Source organism: Streptomyces canus, from assembly GCF_001514145.1.
Lineage (GTDB): Bacteria > Actinomycetota > Actinomycetes > Streptomycetales > Streptomycetaceae > Streptomyces > Streptomyces canus.
In genome coordinates this window covers 351,658-370,130 of the sequence record NZ_KQ948660.1, presented here as the reverse complement: position 1 = coordinate 370,130, position 18,473 = coordinate 351,658, and the positions used below count along the sequence as shown (strand labels likewise).

Annotated in this window: 16 protein-coding genes; 8 read left to right on the top strand and 8 right to left on the bottom strand. The window is 71.2% G+C overall.

All coding sequences use genetic code 11. The annotated features are described in order from the left end of the window. Nucleotides 1–212 precede the first annotated feature (212 nt). The gene (locus AQJ46_RS18445) at nucleotides 213–1,139 is read right to left on the bottom strand and encodes a cyclase family protein (protein WP_059206630.1); all 927 of its coding nucleotides are present in this window, start codon (nucleotides 1,137–1,139) and stop codon (nucleotides 213–215) included. An 85-nt stretch (nucleotides 1,140–1,224) separates the two neighbouring features. On the opposite strand from AQJ46_RS18445, the gene AQJ46_RS18440 reads away from it, so the two are divergent. From AQJ46_RS18440 to AQJ46_RS18425, 4 genes are all read left to right on the top strand, one after another. After that, nucleotides 1,225–2,094, top strand: coding sequence for an SDR family oxidoreductase (locus AQJ46_RS18440; protein WP_059206629.1), 870 nt, complete (start codon nucleotides 1,225–1,227; stop codon nucleotides 2,092–2,094). A gap of 106 nt (nucleotides 2,095–2,200) precedes the next feature. After that, on the top strand, nucleotides 2,201–3,352 hold the full coding sequence (locus AQJ46_RS18435) for an acyl-CoA dehydrogenase family protein (protein ID WP_059206628.1): 1,152 nt from the start codon (nucleotides 2,201–2,203) through the stop codon (nucleotides 3,350–3,352). Next, nucleotides 3,352–4,401 carry a Zn-dependent alcohol dehydrogenase gene (locus AQJ46_RS18430; RefSeq protein WP_059206627.1) on the top strand — a complete coding sequence of 350 codons (1,050 nt, stop codon included), beginning with the start codon at nucleotides 3,352–3,354 and terminating at the stop codon, nucleotides 4,399–4,401. Before AQJ46_RS18435 ends, AQJ46_RS18430 begins: the two co-directional genes overlap by 1 nt. 69 nt (nucleotides 4,402–4,470) lie before the next feature. After that, the gene (locus tag AQJ46_RS18425; protein WP_159064034.1) at nucleotides 4,471–5,754 is read left to right on the top strand and encodes an MFS transporter; all 1,284 of its coding nucleotides are present in this window, start codon (nucleotides 4,471–4,473) and stop codon (nucleotides 5,752–5,754) included. Here AQJ46_RS18425 and AQJ46_RS18420 read toward each other — a convergent pair. After that, nucleotides 5,641–6,690 carry a GlxA family transcriptional regulator gene (locus tag AQJ46_RS18420; RefSeq protein ID WP_059206626.1) on the bottom strand — a complete coding sequence of 350 codons (1,050 nt, stop codon included), beginning with the start codon at nucleotides 6,688–6,690 and terminating at the stop codon, nucleotides 5,641–5,643. The two genes, AQJ46_RS18425 and AQJ46_RS18420, sit on opposite strands and share 114 nt — an antisense overlap. 71 nt (nucleotides 6,691–6,761) lie before the next feature. On the opposite strand from AQJ46_RS18420, the gene AQJ46_RS18415 reads away from it, so the two are divergent. Continuing rightward, nucleotides 6,762–8,072, top strand: coding sequence for an MFS transporter (locus AQJ46_RS18415; protein ID WP_059206625.1), 1,311 nt, complete (start codon nucleotides 6,762–6,764; stop codon nucleotides 8,070–8,072). A gap of 27 nt (nucleotides 8,073–8,099) precedes the next feature. Here AQJ46_RS18415 and AQJ46_RS18410 read toward each other — a convergent pair whose 3' ends face one another. Beyond that, nucleotides 8,100–8,690, bottom strand: coding sequence for a flavin reductase family protein (locus AQJ46_RS18410; RefSeq protein WP_079072333.1), 591 nt, complete (start codon nucleotides 8,688–8,690; stop codon nucleotides 8,100–8,102). 79 nt (nucleotides 8,691–8,769) lie between these two features. Here AQJ46_RS18410 and AQJ46_RS18405 point away from each other — a divergent pair, with 79 nt between their 5' ends. Then, on the top strand, nucleotides 8,770–9,657 hold the full coding sequence (locus tag AQJ46_RS18405; protein ID WP_225887351.1) for a hypothetical protein: 888 nt from the start codon (nucleotides 8,770–8,772) through the stop codon (nucleotides 9,655–9,657). A gap of 4 nt (nucleotides 9,658–9,661) precedes the next feature. On the opposite strand, the gene AQJ46_RS18400 is transcribed toward AQJ46_RS18405, so the two are convergent. The 5 genes from AQJ46_RS18400 to AQJ46_RS18380 all read right to left on the bottom strand — a co-directional run bounded on the left by AQJ46_RS18400 (nucleotide 9,662) and on the right by AQJ46_RS18380 (nucleotide 17,534). Further along, complete coding sequence (locus AQJ46_RS18400; RefSeq protein ID WP_404828452.1) at nucleotides 9,662–10,456, bottom strand: enoyl-CoA hydratase/isomerase family protein; 795 nt, start codon at nucleotides 10,454–10,456, stop codon at nucleotides 9,662–9,664. Then, entirely contained in the window at nucleotides 10,447–12,672 is a 2,226-nt protein-coding gene (locus AQJ46_RS18395) for an acetate--CoA ligase family protein (RefSeq protein ID WP_059206623.1), read from the bottom strand. Before AQJ46_RS18395 ends, AQJ46_RS18400 begins: the two co-directional genes overlap by 10 nt. 105 nt (nucleotides 12,673–12,777) lie before the next feature. After that, nucleotides 12,778–14,283, bottom strand: a complete 1,506-nt coding sequence (locus AQJ46_RS18390) for a flavin monoamine oxidase family protein (protein WP_059206622.1) — start codon at nucleotides 14,281–14,283, stop codon at nucleotides 12,778–12,780. 148 nt (nucleotides 14,284–14,431) lie between these two features. Then, nucleotides 14,432–15,625, bottom strand: coding sequence for a flavin-containing monooxygenase (locus AQJ46_RS18385; protein ID WP_059206621.1), 1,194 nt, complete (start codon nucleotides 15,623–15,625; stop codon nucleotides 14,432–14,434). A 253-nt stretch (nucleotides 15,626–15,878) separates the two neighbouring features. Continuing rightward, nucleotides 15,879–17,534 carry a subtype B tannase gene (locus tag AQJ46_RS18380; RefSeq protein WP_225887350.1) on the bottom strand — a complete coding sequence of 552 codons (1,656 nt, stop codon included), beginning with the start codon at nucleotides 17,532–17,534 and terminating at the stop codon, nucleotides 15,879–15,881. A gap of 175 nt (nucleotides 17,535–17,709) precedes the next feature. Between AQJ46_RS18380 and AQJ46_RS18375 the strand changes: the two genes are divergently transcribed. Both AQJ46_RS18375 and AQJ46_RS18370 read left to right on the top strand, forming a co-directional pair. Further along, on the top strand, nucleotides 17,710–18,156 hold the full coding sequence (locus tag AQJ46_RS18375; RefSeq protein ID WP_059206620.1) for a DoxX family membrane protein: 447 nt from the start codon (nucleotides 17,710–17,712) through the stop codon (nucleotides 18,154–18,156). Continuing rightward, nucleotides 18,156–18,473, top strand: a 318-nt coding sequence (locus AQJ46_RS18370; protein ID WP_059206619.1) for a Zn-ribbon domain-containing OB-fold protein, incomplete at its 3' end; no start/stop codon positions are given. The genes AQJ46_RS18375 and AQJ46_RS18370, both read left to right, overlap by 1 nt.

The following is an 18,473-nucleotide window of genomic DNA, read 5'->3' as shown; positions in this document are numbered from 1 at the left end:
ATCCCCGTACCGGTGTTGACGCAGCGTGTTCGATTGATGACGCTGGTGGTCAGCGATTCGCCGCGAGGGGACGCCGAGGGCTTCGGTGACGGAAGCCCCCGACGAGTGTGGATCGTGACGCGGTGTCGATTTCCTCAGGGCGGAAGGAAGTCGATGACGGCGGCGCGCGAGACCGTGCTCGGGGCGGATCTGCGCGCCGCCGACCGACCTCCTCACAGAACGGCGACCGGGGCCACGGGCGTTCCGGTGCCGCCGGCGAACGGCTCGGGCATCGCCGACAGCAGGAACGCATACCGGCCAAGTTGTCCACAGGTTGTGGACAACTCTTCCAGATTCCAGTTCTGGCCCTGCAGCATCCCCATCTCCACCAGGTCCAGGGCGTGCACCGGCAGCCACAGGTCCTCGATCTCGGGCGGGAAGATCTCGAACGTGAGCGTGTCGTTGGCGACCGCCGCGACATCACGCGCGTGGAACCACTCGGGGGTGCGCACCGACAGGCCCGGCGACGGATAGGCGTACGCCTCCTTGTCCCCGGCGAGATACACCTGGATCTGTCCGGTCCGTACGAGCACGATGTCACCGGCACGCACACGCGTGCCCGCGAGTTCCTCGGCGGCCTCCAGGTCCTCGGGGGTCACGGCGTGGCCGCCGTCGAGCCGGTCCACGCCCCGCGCGCGGGCCACGTCGAGCAGCACCCCGCGCGAGACCACGTGCCGCGCCTTGTCGATACCGCTGAACTCGGCACCGCCGTGCGGGGTGATGGTGCCGGCCGGGCGCCCGTTGTAGAGCATGCCGGAGTGCGAGACATGGGTGAGCGCGTCCCAGTGGGTGGCGGCCTGCAAGCCCATGGTCACCGCGTCGTCGCTGCACGCGACCGTCCCCGGGCCAAAGATCTCCTGGTTGATCTGCACCATCACATGCAGGGGGTTGACCCGGCCCGGCATCATCCCGGTCTGCACGCCGTCCTGCCTGAGGGGCAGGGCGAGGGGGATGCGACGACCCGCGCGGACGGTCGCGGCGGCCTCGCGGACTACCTCGTCGGTGATCAGGTTCAGGGTGCCGATTTCGTCGTCGGCGCCCCAACGCCCCCAGTTGTTCACGCGCTTGGCGATGTCGTGGAACGCGGCCGGAAGTGACATCGGGCCCTCCCCGGGGCTTGTGTCCGCACATCTGACGGGTCATAAAATCTAACGGTCCGTCAGAAACCGCGGGAAGGGGCCGGGCATGGGGAACTTCTTGGCAGGCAGGGTCGTCGCCGTGACCGGCGCGGGGCGGGGGATCGGGCGGGCGGTCGCGCTGGCCGCGGCGGGGGAGGGGGCGCGCGTCGTCGTCAACGACTACGGCGTCTCCGTGGACGGGGCGTCTCCCGCGAGCGATGTCGCTTCGGGTGTCGTGAAGGAGATCGAGGCGGCCGGGGGTGAGGCCGTCGCCGTGGCCGACGACATCTCGACGATGGCGGGCGGTCAGCGGGTCGTCGATGTCGCGTTGTCCTCTTACGGGCGGCTCGACGGTGTCGTCTGTGTCGCCGGGATTCTGCGTGAGCGGATGCTGTTCAACATGACCGAGGAGGAGTGGGATCCGGTCCTCGCCACGCATTTGAAGGGGACGTTCACGGTGTTCCGGGCGGCCTCCGCGGTGATGCGGAAGCAGCGGGCGGGGACATTGATCGGGTTCACCAGCGGGAATCACCAGGGGTCGGTTTCGCAGGCGAACTACAGCGCGGCGAAGGGCGGCATCATTTCGCTGGTCCGCAGTGCGGCGCTCGGACTGCACAAATACGGGGTGACCGCGAATGCGGTGGCGCCCGTCGCCCGTACGCGGATGTCGGCGAACGTGCCGTTCGAGCTGACGGAGATCGGGGAGCCGGAGGACGTGGCCGCCATGGTGGTCTACCTGCTGTCGGCGCGGGCCCAGGAGATCACCGGGCAGGTGTACACCGTGGCGGGGCCGAAGATCGCGGTGTGGGCTCAGCCTCGGGAGTTGCGCGCCGCGTATGCCTCCGGCGGGTGGACGCCGGATCGGATCGCGGAGTTTTTGCCGGGGAGTGTGGGGGTGGATCCGATGCCGTTGCTTTCGGGGCCCGGCGCCCAATAGCTCGGGGGTACGGGTGGTTTGGCGGCTGCGGGCCGTTCGTGGTTGCTCGCGCAGTTCCCCGCGCCCCTGCGTAGATCACCGCGACCGGTATGGAGAGGAGAACCCCGTGGACTTTGCGTTTGCCGCTGAGGATGAGGCGTTTCGGGGAGAAGCCCGGGAATGGCTCGCTGGGCATGTCGATGGGGCCCAGGACCGTCGTACCTGGGAACGAACCCTCGGTAAGTCCGGGTGGATCGGGCTCGGTTGGGAGGAAGCCGGGTACGGGAACCGGACTGCCACTCTCACCCAGCAGGTCGTCTGGGCCGAGGAGTATGCGGGGTCGGGGGCGCCGGCGCGGTCCGGGCACATCGGGGAGAAGCTGTTGGCTCCCACTCTTCTGGCGCACGGTACCGATGAGCAGAAGGCGCGCTTTCTTCCTCCCGTCGCCGCCGGGGAGGAGTTGTGGTGCCAGGGCTACAGCGAACCAGGGGCGGGGTCCGACCTCGCGGGGGTGCGGACCAGGGCCACGCGGATCGAGGACGGGACGTATCGGATCAGCGGGCAGAAGATCTGGACGTCCCTCGCTCACGAGGCGGACTGGTGTTTCGTCCTCGCGCGGACCGATCCGGAGTCCCGTCGGCATCACGGGCTGTCGTTTCTCCTCGTTCCCATGGACCAGCCGGGGCGCATCGAGGTGCGGCCCATTCGGCAGATGACCGGGACCAGTGAGTTCAACGAGGTCTTCTTCGACGGGGCACACGCGCGTGCGGAGCATGTCGTCGGGGGCGAGGGGCGCGGCTGGCAGGTGGCGATGAGTCTGCTGGGGTTCGAGCGCGGGGTGTCGACGCTGGCCCAACAGGTTGGTTTCGCCGAGGAGTTGACACGGGTGGTGCAGGCCGCCGTACAAACTGGCGCGGTTTCCGATCCGGTCGTGCGGGCGCTGCTCGTGCGGCAGTGGGCCGAACTGCGGACCATGCGGTGGAACGCCCTGCGGACGCTGGGGGGTTCGGGGGACGCCGGGGCGTCCAGTGTGGCCAAGCTGCTGTGGGCGGGGTGGCATCAACGGCTCGGGGAGCTGGCGATGCTCGTGCGGGGGGCGGAGGCGACGGTCGGGCCAGGGGACTGGTCCCCTTCCTCGCCGTACGAACTCGACGCCCTGCAGCATCTGTTCCTGTTCTCGCGGGCCGACACCATCTACGGCGGCTCGGACCAGATCCAGCGCACCATCATCGCCGAGCGGGTGCTCGGTCTGCCCAGGGAACCCAAGGGGGTCGTCTGATGCGCGGCGTGCTGTTCGACGGGAGGCAGATCCAGGTCGTCGACGATCTGGAGGTGCGGGATCCGGGGCCGGGGGAGGTGCAGGTCGCGATCTCGGCGGCCGGGCTGTGCCACAGCGACCTGTCCGTGGTCGACGGAACCATTCCGTTTCCGGTTCCGGTGGTGCTCGGGCATGAGGGCGCGGGCGTGGTGGAGGCGGTGGGGGACGGGGTCACCCATGTCGGGCCCGGTGACCATGTGGCGCTGTCCACGCTCGCCAACTGCGGTGCCTGCGCCGACTGCGACCGGGGGCGGCCGACCATGTGCCGCAAAGCCATAGGGCGGCCCCAGAAGCCCTTTTCACGGGGCGGTGAGCGGGTGTTCCAGTTCGCGTGCAACTCCGCCTTCGCGGAACGGACGGTGGTCAAGGCCGTCCAGGCGGTCCGGATCCCGAAGGACATTCCGCTGACGTCCGCCGCGCTCATCGGGTGCGGGGTGCTGACCGGGGTGGGAGCCGTGCTCAACCGGGCCCGGGTGGACCGGGGGGAGAGCGTGCTGGTCATCGGGACCGGGGGGATCGGGCTCAACGTCATCCAGGGCGCGCGGATCGCGGGGGCGTCGCGGATCGTGGCGGTGGACGCCAATCCGGCGAAGGAGGCGATGGCCCGGCAGTTCGGGGCGACCGACTTCCTGACGTCGGCGGAGGGGGTGCGGGACCTGCTGCCGCACGGCGTGGACCACGCCTTCGAGTGCGTCGGGCGGGTCGAACTCGTGCGCACCGCCGTCGACCTGCTGGACCGGCACGGCCAGGCGGTCCTGCTGGGGGTTCCGGCGGCGGGCGCGGAGGCGTCCTTCGCCGTCTCGTCGATGTTCCTGGACAAGTCCATCCTCGGCTGCCGCTACGGATCGTCGCGGCCGCAGCGGGACATCCCGCTGTACGCGGACCTCTACCGGCAGGGACGGCTGTTCCTCGACGAGCTGGTCACGGAGACCTATCCCATCGAGGACTTCGAGAAGGCGGTGGGGGACGCGGAGGCGGGGCGGGTGGCCCGGGGGGTGCTGACCTTCTAGCCCCCGAGTTGTCCACAGGCCCTGGAAAACCCTTGGGGCGATGTCGGTGCCGGGCTCTAGCTTCGACGCATGACCTACCGAGACGTCGCCTCCCCACAGGTCCTGGTCTGGGCCTGCACGTCCGTCGGCGCCCGTATGCCGGTCGCGATGGCTCCACTGGCCCTCGTCTTCCTGGTGCGCGAAAGACCAGGAGGGTATGCGCTGGGAGCGGTGCTCGCGGCGGCCTATGTGATCGGTGAGATCGTCGGTGCCCCGGTGCTCGGGATGCGGCTGCCCCCGGAGCGTCCTCGGCCCCAACTGGCGGCGGGGCTCGCGACCGGGGCCCTCGGGTTCGCGGGGCTCGGGGTGTTTTCCGACGCGCCCTCCGTGGTGCTGGGCGCGTTCGCCTTCCTGGCCGGGGCCGCTCCCGCCGCCGCGACCGGCGGGCTGCGCGCACTGCTCACCGAGCTGGTCCCGGAGCGGGCCGTCGCGCAGGCGCTGTCCACCGAGTCGATGCTCAACTCCGTCATCTGGGCCGTCTCCCCGGCGGCCGTCGCCGGCCTCGCCCTCCAAGTCGCCCCTCACGTACCCTTGTTGCTCGCCGCCGCGCTGATGGCGGCGTCGGTCGCGGGGCTGTGGCTGCTCCCGGCCGGATGGAAGGTGGACGACTCGGCGGGCGGCGCGTGGTCCGGCGGATCGCTGCCCCGGCTGCTGCTGGGCGCCTGGCCGGTGTACGTCATGGGCGCGGCCAGCCTCAGCCTGCTGGGCCTCGCCGAACTCGTCCTGCCCGCCCTGCTCGAACAGCGCGGCATCCCTGTCGGCTGGTCGGGACCGCTGCTGACCGGCCTTGCGGTGGGCGGCGGACTCGGGGCGTTCCTCTACGGCCTGCGCACCTGGCCCGGTCTGCTGCGCACCCGAAGTGTCGTGCTGATGTGCGGCACCTCGGTCTGCGTGACCCTCATCGCGCTGATACCCAACACCGCCGGGATCGCGACCGCGCTCGCCGCGGGTGGCCTGCTCCAGTCAGGCGCGCTGCTCACCCGCAACCTCGCCCTGCGCGACGCGCTGCCGCCCGGCGCCCTGGCCGCCGGCTACTCCGTGATGTACGCCGCGGCGGGCGCGGGCTACGCGGCCACGGGTTCGCTCGCCGGAGCCCTGCTCAAGGTGACGGTGCCGTCCACCGCCGTCCTGGCCGGGGTGGCGCTGACCCTCGCGCTGACGGCGGTCGGGTGGTGGGGGGAGGTGCGCCGCGCGGGGAGCTCAGCGCGGGGTGCCGACGTCGTCGTAGCGCCCGGAAGCTTGGTCGAGGGGCCCGGTCCCGGTCCGGAAGGTACGTCGATAGGCGGTCGGTGTGACGCCGAGGGCTGTTTGTAGGTGCTGGCGCATGGACTGGGCGGTGCCGAAGCCGGCGTCGTGGGCGACCTGGTCGACGGAGAGGTCGGTGGACTCCAGGAGGTGCCGGGCGCGTTCCACTCGTTGCTGGGTGAGCCACTGGCCGGGGCTGACGCCGACCTCCTCGCGGAAGCGGCGCGTGAAGGTGCGTACGGACATGGCCTCCTGCTCGGCCATGTCCCGCAGCTGGATCGGCTCGTGCAGACGGCCGAGCGCCCAGGCGCGGGCCGAGGTCGTGGTCGCCTGCTGCGGGTCGGGCACGGGCCGGTGGATGTACTGCGCCTGACCGCCGTCGCGGTGCGGCGGTACGACGGTGCGGCGGGCCACCTCGTTGGCGACCGCCGTGCCGTGGTCGCGGCGCACCATGTGCAGACACAGATCGATCCCGGCGGCGACGCCCGCGGAGGTCAGGACGTCCCCGTCGTCGATGAACAGGACCTCCGGGTCGACCTTGACCTGCGGGAAGAGCCGCTGGAGACGGTCGGAGTCGGCCCAGTGCGTGGTGGCCGGGCGGCCGTCGAGAAGGCGGGCGGCGGCCAGGACGTAGACGCCGGTGCAGATGGACGCGAGCCGGGTGCCGGGGCGGATGTGGGCAAGGGCGGCGGCCAGTTCCTCGGTCAGCACGCCCTGCTCGAAGACCGGGCCCAGTTCGTACGACGCCGGGACGATCACCGTGTCGGCGGTGGCCAGGATCTCCGGGCCGTGCTCGACCTGGATGGCGAAGTCGGCGTCGGTCCGCACCGGGCCCGGCGGGCGGATCGAGCAGGTGATGACCTCGTACAGCTTGCGCCCCTCGGCGTCCTTGGGGCGGCCGAAGATCCGGTGCGGAATGCCCAGTTCGAACGGCAGGGCACCGTCCATGGCGAGGACGACCACGCGGTGCGGGCGGAACTCCGGGGCACGACGGTCAGGGCTCATGGCCCGATCCTAACGAATGCTGTCCTTCGGGCCAATGGATCCCGGGCGCCGCAGGACGGAAGCTCTATGTCGTGACCCAGACAAGCGATGAAGCCGTGCAGGCAGCCCACACGGAGAACCGGTCGGCCCCTCGTATCCACCGCGCCTGGTTCGTCGCCGCCGTCACCTTCGTGACGATCATCGGCGCGGCCGCCTTCCGCTCCCTGCCGGGCCTGCTCATCGACCCCCTGCACGACGACTTCGGCTGGTCGCGCGGCACCATCAGCGCGGCCGTCTCCGTCAACCTGGCTCTGTACGGCCTGACCGCGCCCTTCGCGGCGGCGCTGATGGACCGCTTCGGCATCCGGCGGGTGGTCGCGGTCGCGCTGACCGTGATCGCGGTCGGTTCGGGCCTGACCGTGTGGATGACGGCGGCCTGGCAGCTGATGCTGTACTGGGGCCTGCTCGTCGGTCTCGGCAGCGGCTCGATGGCCCTGGCGTTCGCCGCGACCGTCACCAACCGCTGGTTCACCGAGCGGCGCGGCCTGGTCACCGGCATCCTGACCGCCGCCTCCGCCTCCGGTCAGCTGATCTTCCTGCCGGTGCTGTCCTGGATGGTCGAGAAGCACGACTGGCGCCCGGCGGCGATCACGGTCGCGCTCGCCGCCCTCGCGGTCGTCCCCTTCGTCTGGCTGCTGCTGCGCGACCACCCGGCCGACGTGGGCCTGAAGCCGTACGGCGCCACGGAGTTCGTGCCGAAGCCGGACCCGGTCCCGGGCGCCGCGCGCCGAGCGGTGACGGTCCTGTTCAAGGCGGCCCGCACCGGCCCCTTCTGGCTGCTGGCCGGCACCTTCGCGATCTGCGGCGCCTCCACCAACGGCCTGGTCCAGACCCACTTCGTGCCCGCCGCCCACGACCACGGCATGCCCGTCACGGCGGCCGCCTCACTGCTCGCGGTGATCGGCGTGTTCGACGTGGTCGGCACGGTGGCCTCCGGCTGGTTCACCGACCGCTTCGAACCCCGCCGCCTGCTCGCCGTCTACTACGCCCTGCGCGGCATCTCGCTCCTGTTCCTGCCCATGCTGCTGGCCCCCTCGGTCCACCCGCCGATGCTCTTCTTCATCGTCTTCTACGGCCTCGACTGGGTCGCCACCGTCCCGCCCACCGTCGCCCTGTGCCGCGAGCAGTACGGCGACGACAGCGCGATCGTCTTCGGCTGGGTCCTCGCCTCGCACCAGGTCGGCGCGGCGCTGATCGCCTTCCTCGGCGGTGTCGCCCGGGACGTGTTCGGCTCCTACGACATGATCTGGTACGCGTCGGGCGCGCTGTGCGCGGCGGCGGCGCTGATGGCGCTGGTGATCAGGCGGCGGCCGGTCGCGGTGCCCTTGGCGGCGGCAGCCTAGAGAAGCCCTGCAGAACCCCCACAGGAATTATCCCTGGAGGAACCGACCCTTGTGGAACAGGAGGGGCGGTTCGCCGTCTCCGTCGCCCGGCCCGAGAGCGTCCACCCGTCCCACCACGATCAGGTGGTCGCCGCCGGTGTGCACCGCGTGGATCGTGCAGTCGATCCAGGCGAGGGTGCCCGTGAGGCGGGGCGAGCCGGAGGCCGGGGCCGGGTCGTGGGCCACGCCCGCGAACTTGTCCGCGCCGCTCACCGCGAACGCCCTGCACAGCTCGCCCTGCTGCGCGCTCAGGACGTTCACGCAGAAGACGCCCGCCTGGGCGATGCGGGGCCAGGTCGTCGACGTACGGCCCACCATGAAGGCGACGAGCGGCGGGTCGAGGGAGAGGGCGGAGAAGGACTGGCAGGCGAAACCGGCGGGTGGTGTGCCGGGGGCCGTGATCACCGTGACGCCGGTCGCGAACTCGCCCAGCACGCGCCGGAACCCGGCCGGGTCGACCGGCGCCCGCTCGTCCTCGCGGACGCACCGAAGCTCCGGGCGGGGCAGCGCCTCGACGGAGAGGGCCTTCCCGGACCTGAGATAGCGGACGGCCGCTTCCGCCATTCCTGCTTGTCCCATCACATCACCATTGAAGCTGACGGGCCGTCAGATGGGAAGGGCCCGGACGCGCGCGAAGAGCCGCACGTACCCTGCGCCCATGGGGTGGGAGAGCAGACGGATCGATCAGGACGCCGCGGTGTGCGCGGTGCAGTTTCCGGCGATCGGACTGATCTGGTGGATCGGGGAGCAGCTGGGCGACGACTACGCGTACGCGGGCGCCTACGGGGCCTTCGCCGTGTTCGCCCTGGCCTGCCTCCTCGTGGTGGCGCCGCTGGTCCTGCCGGTCCTCGGCCTCCTGCACGCGGTCGTCCATGTGCTGCCGGCGGAACTGCTCGCCCACCGGGCAGCCCGTCGCACGCGTGGACCCGTGTGGGCCTGGCACCTGGCTCTCACCGCGGTCCTCGGCTTGATCTGGGCCGCGCTCGCCCTGCTGCTGTGGGACTGGCCGTTCACCACCACCGCCCCGCTCTTCGCGGCCCTCGGCGTGGTCCCGGTGTTCGGCCTCGAATGGCTGCGCAGACGGCCCCGGGGCCCGTGGGCCGTATGGCTGCCCTCGCTGTTCGCCTCCGTCGGCCTGTTCCTCCTGGTGTTCCTCGGCGGGGTGCTGGCCACGGTCACGGGGATCCTCGAGGAGTACGAGCCTCCCGTGCTGTCCGCCGGACAGCTCACCGGGACCTGGCGGGGCGAGGAGGGCGCGGTCCTCAGCCTCGGCGCGGGCGGCCGGGCCGAACTCACCGACGTGCCCGCCGAGTCCGGGTCCGCCGACCAGAACGCCGAGCCGGCCTTCGCCGTGTGCGACGGCACCGGCACCTGGCTGCTCGACGACAAGGGCGGCCACGAGCGCGCCGGTGTCGTGGTACGGCTCGACGGGGAATGCGGGCAGGAGACGTACTGGCGGATCGGCGGCACGGAGTCCGAGCCCGAGCTGTTCGTGCCGTTCGGGGACCCGGACGCGCCGGACGTGCGGATCCTGACCCGGGACTGAGCCCTCAACGCCCCCGGTACTCCGGGCTCCTGCGTTCCACGAAGCTCGCCACGCCCTCCTTCGCGTCTGTCGTCGTCATGTTGATCTCCTGGGCGGCGGCCTCCGCGGCGAAGGCGGTGGAGCGGTCGGTGTCCAGGGAGGCGTTCACGAGCTGCTTGGTCAGGGCGAGGGCGCGGGTCGGGCCGGTGGCCAGGCGGGTGGCCCACTCACGGGCCGTCTTGTCCAGCTCCGCGTCCGGGACGACCCGGTTGACCAGGCCCAGGCGCTCGGCGTCGGCCGCGCCGAGCGCGTCACCGAAGAACATCAGCTCCTTGGCGCGCCGAGGGCCGATCAGACGGGGCAGGAGATAGGCGCCGCCGCCGTCGGGGACCAGGCCCCGGCGGACGAAGACCTCGATGAACTTCGCCGACTCGGCGGCCAGGACCAGGTCGCAGGCGAAGGCGAGATGCGCGCCGATTCCGGCGGCGGTGCCGTTCACCGCCGCGACGACCGGCTTCTCGCAGTCGAGGACGGCCGCGATCAGCCGCTGGGCGCCGAGGCGGATCGTACGGGCGACGTCACCGGGGGCCGTGGCCGCGGGTGCGCCGCGCAGGTCCGCGCCCGCGCAGAAGCCGCGTCCCGTACCGGTGAGGACCACCGCCCGGATGTCCGGGTCGGCCGACGCACTCGCCAACAGCTCGATGATCCGGTCGCGTTGGCCGGGCGTGAGGGCGTTGAGCACCTCGGGCCTGTCGAGGGTGAGGTACGAGACCTGGCCGTCGACGGTGTGCCGCACCTCGCTCACTTCGGTCACCGGCACACCACCAACGCGTCGAGCGCCACCGCCCCCTGCCCCCGGGGCAGCACCATCAGCGGGTTGATGTCGAGCTCCGCCACTTCGTCCCCCAGCTCCAGGGCCATGCGCTGCACGCGCAGCACGACCTCCACGAGGGCGTCGAGATCCGCGGGCGGCCGCCCCCGGACCCCGTCGAGAAGGGCCCGCCCGCGCAGGTCGTCCACCATGTCCCGGGCCTGCTCCTCACCGAAGGGCGGCACGCGCACGGCCGTGTCCCGCAGCACCTCGACCAGCACCCCGCCGAGCCCGACCGTCACCGTCGGCCCGAACAGCTCGTCGTGCGCGGCCCCGACGACCATCTCTACGCCCCGCTCCACCATCTGGCAGACCAGGACGCCGTCCAGCGTGACGTCCTCGTAGCGGGCGATGTCGGTCAACTCGCGGTAGGCGTCCCGGACCTGGCTGGCCGAGGTCAGGCCGATCTTCACCAGGCCCAGCTCGGTCTTGTGGGCGATCTTCGCGCCGGACGCCTTCATCACGACCGGGTAGCCCACCAGGCCCGCCGCGCGGACGGCAGCCGCCGCGCTCGTCACCAGCTGCTCGCGCGGCACCCGTATCCCGTACGCCCGCAGCAGTTGCTTCGCCGCGTGCTCGCTCAGCTGCTGGCCCGGGCGCATCAGGGCCTGCGCCTTGCGGAAGGACGGCGAGGGGGAGCGCGGGGCCTCGTCGAAGGGGGAGCGGTAGCCGCTGACGAAGCGGTGGTGGTCGAGGTAGGCGCGGACCGCGGTGATGCAGTTGCCGACCGTGCGGAAGGTGGCCACCCGGGAGGAGCCGAGCAGGACCTCGCGGTAGGCCGGCTCGGTGCCGACGGGCGAACCCCACACCACGCAGACCAGCTTGTCGGTCTGTTCGGCCGCCTCCACCAGGTCCTGCACCAGCCGGTCGCTCAGCGGAGGGAAGGGCCCGGTGACCGGGCAGATCAGGACCCCGACCGACGGGTCCGCGAGGATCGCGTCGATGATCTTCCGGCCGCGCCAGTCGCCGACCGGGTGCCCGCCGTTGTCGACGGGGTTCGCCACATTCAGGAACTCCGGTATCCACTGGTGCAGTTCGGTCTGCTTCGCCGCCGAGAGGGCAGGGAGCTTGAGCCCCGCCTCCGTCGCCAGGTCGGCGAAGTGCGCGCCCGTGCCGCCCGAGATCGAGTAGACGACGACCCCTTCGGCGCGTGGCGGCCTCGCGCGGGCCAACAGGGCCGCGGTGTCCTGGAGTTCGTCGAGCCCGTCGACGCGGATCACGCCGTACTGCCGCATCGCGGCGTCCACCACCGTGTCGGCGCCGGTGAGTTTGCCGGTGTGGGAGGCGGCCGTGCGGGCGCCGGTCTCGGTGCGGCCGACCTTGACCGCGACCACCGGCACCTTGCGGCGGGCGGCCCGGTCGGCGGCGAGCAGGAAGGAGCGGCCGTCCTTGAGGCCCTCCAGGTAGCAGGCGACGGCGCCGACCTCGGGGCGTTCGGCGAAGTAGGAGAGGAAGTCGGCACTCTCCAGATCGGCCTCGTTGCCGGTGGGGGCCCAGTGGGTGAGGCGGATGCCCAGTTCCTGGAGGGCGAAGACCGGGCGGCCCTGGTGGCCGGACTGGGTGATGAGGGCGATCCCTGGCCCCTCGAGGTCCTCGCGGAACGACGAGAAGGCGTTCAGGTTGGTGTTGGGCCCCAGCAGCCGCATCCCGGAATCCGCCACGGCGGCGGCGAGACGCTCCTGCGCCACCGCCCCCTCCTCGCCGGTCTCCGCGAAGCCGGAGGCGAAGACGACCGCGAACTTCACCTTGGCCTCGGCCAGTTGCCCGATCAGCGGAAGAGGCTCCGCGACCAGCAGGACGGCGAGATCGACCTGCTCGGGCAGGTCGGCGACGGCTGCCACGCAGGGGATGCCGAAGACCGACGGGCGGCTTGGATGCACCGGGTGCAGCCGGGCTCCCACCCGGCCCGCCCAGTCGATCAACTGCCGGGTGACACCGGTGTTCGGCCGGCCCTCGGCGTCCGAAGCGCCGATCACGGCGACCGACTCCGGCCGGAAGAAGCGGTCCAGATCGGGGACGTCGGCATACAGCGGACGGCCGCCGACGTCGAGATCGTCGACCTCGGCGGGCCGGCCGTGGACGGCGGGCCCGGGTTGCTCGCCGCACGCGACGACCCGGGCCCGGCGGGAGTCGGTGGTGAGGGTGCCGTGGGTTGATCCAAGCATCGGTCCGCCCGCTCCTGTGTGACAGCTGAATTAACTGACGCTGTGTCAGATTACAGAACTGACGGGATGTCAGGAACGGGCGTGCACGCAAAGTTGATGCGCCGACTACAGGACCGCGAGAACCTCCTCGGCCACCCGCTCGCCCGACCGCACCGCACCGTCCATGAAGCCCATCCAGTGCAGGGACGTCTCGGTACCGGCCCAGTGGATGCCGCCGACGGGGGCGCGCAGGGCGGGTCCGTACTGGGTGAGCACTCCGGGCGCGCCGATGGAGACGGGGCCGCCGCGGGTGTAGGCCTCGTTGTTCCAGCGTTGCAGGACGAAGGAGGTGGGGGAGGCCGCTTTCGAGCCGAAGTACGTCACGTAGTCCTTGAGGACGGCCGCCTTGACCTCCGCCTCGCTCGCCGCGTCGTACTTGCGGGCCTCGTCGGCCTCGATGAAGCCCATCAGGGCGCCGTAGGAGGCGTCGGGCGGGGAGTTGTCGAAGGTCGAGCTGATCACGCCGGTGTCGCTGACGACCTGGCCGTTGAGGCCGTCCGCCCGCCAGAAGGGGGTGTCGTAGATCGCGATCGCCTTGCCGACCGAGGCCATCGGGAGGCGCTGGGTGAGCTGGTCGCGGGCGGCGGGCAGCAGCGGGTCGTAGGTGATGCGGGCCGCGAGCGGTGGCGGTACGGCGACGACGACCCGCTTGGCCGTGACGGTGACCCCGTCGGCCGTGACGACGTACTTCGAGCCGGACTTGGCGATCGTGCGCACCGGGGCGTTCAGCACCACCCGCTCGCCCAGGGTGGCGGCGAGCTTGATCGGCACCAGCTGGGAGCCGCCGACGAAGCGCAGTTCCTGGGCGCCGCCCGCGGTCTCGGTGAGGCGTTCCAGGGTGCCGGGAGTGGTCTCGTTGCCGGCGGCGGCGATGTAGAAGAGGACGAACAGGAGGGAGAGTTCACGGGGCTCGGCCGAGAAGATCGACGTGCAGGCCACGTCCAGGAGGAACTTGGCCGACGGGATCACGGCGTTGGCGCGCAGCCAGGTCTCGAAGGTCTGCCGGTCCCACTCCTCGGCCTTGGCCGCGGTCCAGGGCGCGTCGAGCGGGATCGTCTTGGCCATGTCGTCGAGGGAGGCCTGGACGATCGCCGCGTTGGCGAGACCGGCCGCGTCGATCGGCGGGACCGAGCCGAGGAGGCCGTCGGTTGCGTAGGGGGTCTTCTTGCCGTCCTTGTAGAGCAGGTTCTTGCCGGTGTTGTAGGTGGCGAAGGTCCCCACCCCGAGCGAGTCCGCGAGGGCCTTGATGCGGTCCTGGGTGGGGCCGATGAACTCGCCGCCGCCCTCGGTGACACCGCCGCCCGCCAGGGGCAGGTTGAGGACCCGGCCGCCGACCCGGTCACGGGCCTCCAGTACGGCGACGGTCTTTCCGCCCGCGACCAGGTCACGGGCCGCGGTGAGCCCGGCGAGACCGCCGCCGACGATCGCGACGTCCACGTCACGGGTGGCGGCGGAGGCGGGGGAGGCGGCGGTGCCGGTGAGGGTGACGGCGCCGGCCGCCGCGGCGGCACCGCCGAGCAGGGAGCGCCGGGAGAGCCGGGAGAGCGGGGGGAGCTGTCTTTCGCGTGCCACGTGCGTCCTCCGTAGTGGAGAGAGTGTGGAGCTAGAACATGAGAAGTGTTCACATTCTGGCCCCGTACGGTGGCACACGACAACGCTCCCGTCACATCTGGCACATGAGTAACGGGAGTCGTACTGAAGAGAGTTGAGGTTTTCTACGTCAGACGGGAAGCCGCGAGAGTCTGCCCGCGCCGTCCTTCTCGACGGCCTTCGCGATCTTCTCGGCGTCGATCGCGACCTCGCGGAAGGTGCCGCTGATGGGAGTGGCGTAGCCGGTGAAGAACAGCCCTGGGGTGCCGTCGGGGCAGCGGGAGCCGTTGACGACCGGTCTGCCGTGGTCGTCGAGGACGCCGAGATGGCCGACCAGGCCCTCCAGTGAGCGGGCGTACCCGGTCGCCGCGATCACCGCGTCCGGACCGACGCGGGTGCCGTCGGCGAGCAGCACCTCGCCGTCCTCGAAGCCCTCCACGGCTGCCACCACCTCGACCTTGCCCTTGCGGATCGCGTCGATGAGGCCGACGTCCTGGACCGGGATCGCGCCCTCCTTGACCCGGCTGTAGAGCCCGGTGTCGGGGCGGGGCAGTCCGTGCTCCGACAGGTCGGGCACGCTGAGCTTCGCCATGGGCCGGGCCAGCCGGTCCACGAGGCCCACCGGCAGCCGCCGTACCAGGACACCCGTGTACTGGGCGGCCCAGCCGGCCGTGGAGCGGCGGACGATGTGCGGGGCGGTGCGCACGGACAGCCGTACCCGCGAGGCACCGCCCTCGACCAGGTCCACGGCGATCTCGGCGCCCGTGTTGCCCACGCCGACGACGAGCACGTCACGGCCGGCGTAGGGCTCGGGGTTGCGGTACGCGCCGGCGTGCCGGAGCTCGCCCTTGTAGGTGTCGCGGCCCGGCCAGTCCGGCAGCAGCGGGGTGTGGTTGTAGCCGGTGGCGACGACCACCGCGGCGCCGGTCAGCTCGCGGCCGCCGGTGGCGTGCAGCAGCCAGCCGGTGCCGTCGGGGGTGCGCTCGACGCGGGAGACCTCGACGCCGGTGACGGTCTCCAGCTCGTGGAACTCGGCGTACTTCTCCAGGTAGCGCACCACGTCGTCGCGGGCCACCCAGCGGCCGAAGCGGCGGGGCATCGGGAGGCCCGGCAGGGCCGACAGGCGGCGGGTGGTGTGCAGGTGCAGCCGGTCGTAGTGGCGCCGCCAGGAGGCGCCGACGTGCTCGGACTTCTCCAGGACGACCGCGCGGATGCCCCGGGCGCGCAGCGCGTACGCGACGGAGAGTCCGGCCGGACCGCCGCCGACGACGTAGACGGGGTGATCGGGCTGGTCGGGGCGGTCTGCGGGTGCGGAGTCGGCCATGAGCGCGAGCGTAATCAGACAGCGCGTTGATGGGTCTCGGTCAAGACGGGAATTGGTTGCGGATCGATCACGGCTGTAGGAGGGGTGGGTGGGACCTGTGGCGTAGGTCACCTGGTTGTGTGCGTACGGAAAAGCCGCGGGAGAAAGGCCACGGCGCCGGGCCCGCGAGTGCAGGGCTCGGCGCCGTGGTGTGCGGCGGCCGGAAACTGACGGGAAACCGGAGCCGCGGTACGGGGAGTCCTACGGCAGGGGGCTACTTCTTGCCGGCCTTCTTGTAGCCCGTGACCTTGGCGATCCAGGTGATGAAGTCGCCGGGGTCGGTGTTGGCGCCGTGGCCCTGGTCCCAGTAGTAGAGGTGGTCGACCTCGTCGCCGAGGTTCTCGGCGCGGGCGGCGAGGTTCGCGGAGATGACGTGCGAGGTGTCGGTGTCGTTCGTGCCGAGGCGGATCCACCAGTGCCTGGAGCGCTTGCCGTTGACCTTCTCCACGAGGTGGTACATCGGGTTCATCAGGTTCAGCAGCTCGGGGATGTCGCTCTCGACGCGCTTGCCGGCCAGGCCCGTGGTGTCGTTCTTGGCGCCGTACGCGGTGAAGTGGCGGTTCGCGGTCGTGGCCGAGCCGAACTCGTTGTTCTCGCCGGCCGACAGGTCGAAGGCGTCGAAGGCCGGCACGGTCTTCTTGCGGGCGCCCACATGGGTGAGGAAGCCGGCCCAGGTGAAGGTGGCCTTCTCGCCGTCCCAGGTGACGAAGGTGTTCTTCGCGAGGTAGGTCTCACGGTCGGAGTCCGACAGGGCCGCGAGATAGGTCGAGGCCGAGGGCTCCATGTACTGCTTGAGCAGGTACTCGTCGTAGTTCCGGGCGGTCAGGGTGCCGAAGCCCGAGCCCTTGAGGCCGCGCAGCCGCAACTTCGCCTGGTACTCGGCGAACTGCGACCGGAGGTCCTTGGAGACCGTCTGGTCTGCCTGCTTGCCGGTGCTGAGGGCGTTGGTTCCCCAGTTCCACTCGTAGGCGCCGTCGGCGTGCTCCAGGTCGGTGATCGGGCACCACGCGCCCACCGCGAAGATCGCGTCGGAGGCGTCGGCCGCGCCGATCTCCTTCAGGTGTTCGGCGTAGATCGGGCTGTCGCCGGAGGCACCGAGCAGGCTGGACACGGCACCTCCCGCGCTGGTGCCCGCGGAGACGATTCGGTCGACGTTGCCGGGTATGCGCCCCTTGTTGGCCCTCACGTACCGGACGGCCGCCTTGAGGTCGACGATCACGGCCGGAGCGCTGCCGTAGTACTCGCCGGCGGAGTTCTTGAGTCCACGACCGCGGGCGCCGGGCTCGACGACGACGTACCCGGCTGCCAGGGCCAGGAGCTGGTTGGTGTTCATGGCGCCGCCGGTGGCGTTGGTGTCGCCGTTGGCACCCGGCGCCGAGGCGGAGGCGCTCGCGGTGGGCGAGGCGGAGGTGCTCGCGGTGGGAGCCCCGCTGGGTGCGCCGCCGCCACCCCCGCCGCCCATGCTCGCGCCTCCGACGCCGGTGGCGTCGGCCACGGAGGACGGCATGTACCCGCCGACGGAGTTGGCGAGCAGGATCGGCGCGTTGCTCGCGTCGACCGCCGTGCCGTCGATCTCGACGGGCACGCTGACGTTCAGCGACTGGTAGGTCGTGTCGACCGGCTTGGAGACGTAGGTGATCGCCTTCCAGAAGTGGTAGGTGACCGCGTGCTCGGTTCCCTCGGTGTCCGTGACCGTCGTCGTCAGCTTGGTGTAGGCGTCGGGGTCGAAGACGAGGCTGCCGTCGCTGCTCTTGGAGGCGTTGCCGGTCGCCGCATTGGCGTTCAGGGCGATGCCTCCGACGGCCGCGGCCCCCGCCGTCGCACCGATGCCGATGACGACGTTCCTGCGCTTGATTGCCCTGTGCTTCACGGTTGGCTCCCTCGGCGTTTTTGCTGGCGAGAACGAACGTAGCCACGTCTTCGACAAAATTGCCAACAATCCTGGGGGATTCACGGGGGACCCACAGCTTCTCGGCGCACGCACAGGATTCTCACCGCGACCGCGGTCTTCCCGGGGTCCGGGATCTGACGTACCGTCAGATTCTATGGACACGATCTGGCTGACCGGCGCGCAATGGCTGGCCGTCCTGCGCATCGGCCTCGGGCTGTGGTGGCTGGAGAGCTGGCGGCACAAGGACAAGAGGACGTGGTTCGAGGGCGGCGGCATCACGTGGGCCGCGGACATCGCCGCCAAGCACCGCTGGACCCCGGTCCGCAGCGGCTTCGACGTGCTGGTCGCACCCCGGCCCAGGACGATGGCGTACGTCGTCGCGTACGCCGAACTCGCCCTCGGCGCAGGCCTGATCCTCGGCTTCCTGACCCCGCTCGCACTGGTCGGCGGCCTGCTTTTGAACGTCCTCTACTTCACACTCATGATCCACGACTGGGCCGAGCAGGGGCAGAACTCGATGATGGCCCTCATCTCGCTCGTGGCCCTGTTCGCGATGTCCTGGCAGACGTGGTCGCTCGACGCCGCGCTGGGCTGGTTCTGATGGGCGCGAGGTACGACCTGCCGGAGGCGGACGCCTTCACGCGGACCTACTGGGACGCGGCGGCGCGGGGCGTCCTGCTGCTCAGGCACTGCGGGACGTGCGACCGGGTCCACCACTACCCCCGTGAGTTCTGCCCGCGCTGCTGGAGCGAGGACGTCTCCTGGTCCGCGGCCACCGGCCGTGCCACGCTCCACACCTGGTCCGTCGTCCACCGCAACGACCTGCCGCCCTTCAAGGACCGCACCCCGTACGTCGCCGCCGTCGTCGACCTCGCCGAGGGCCCCAGGATGATGACGGAGATCGTCGACTGCGCACAC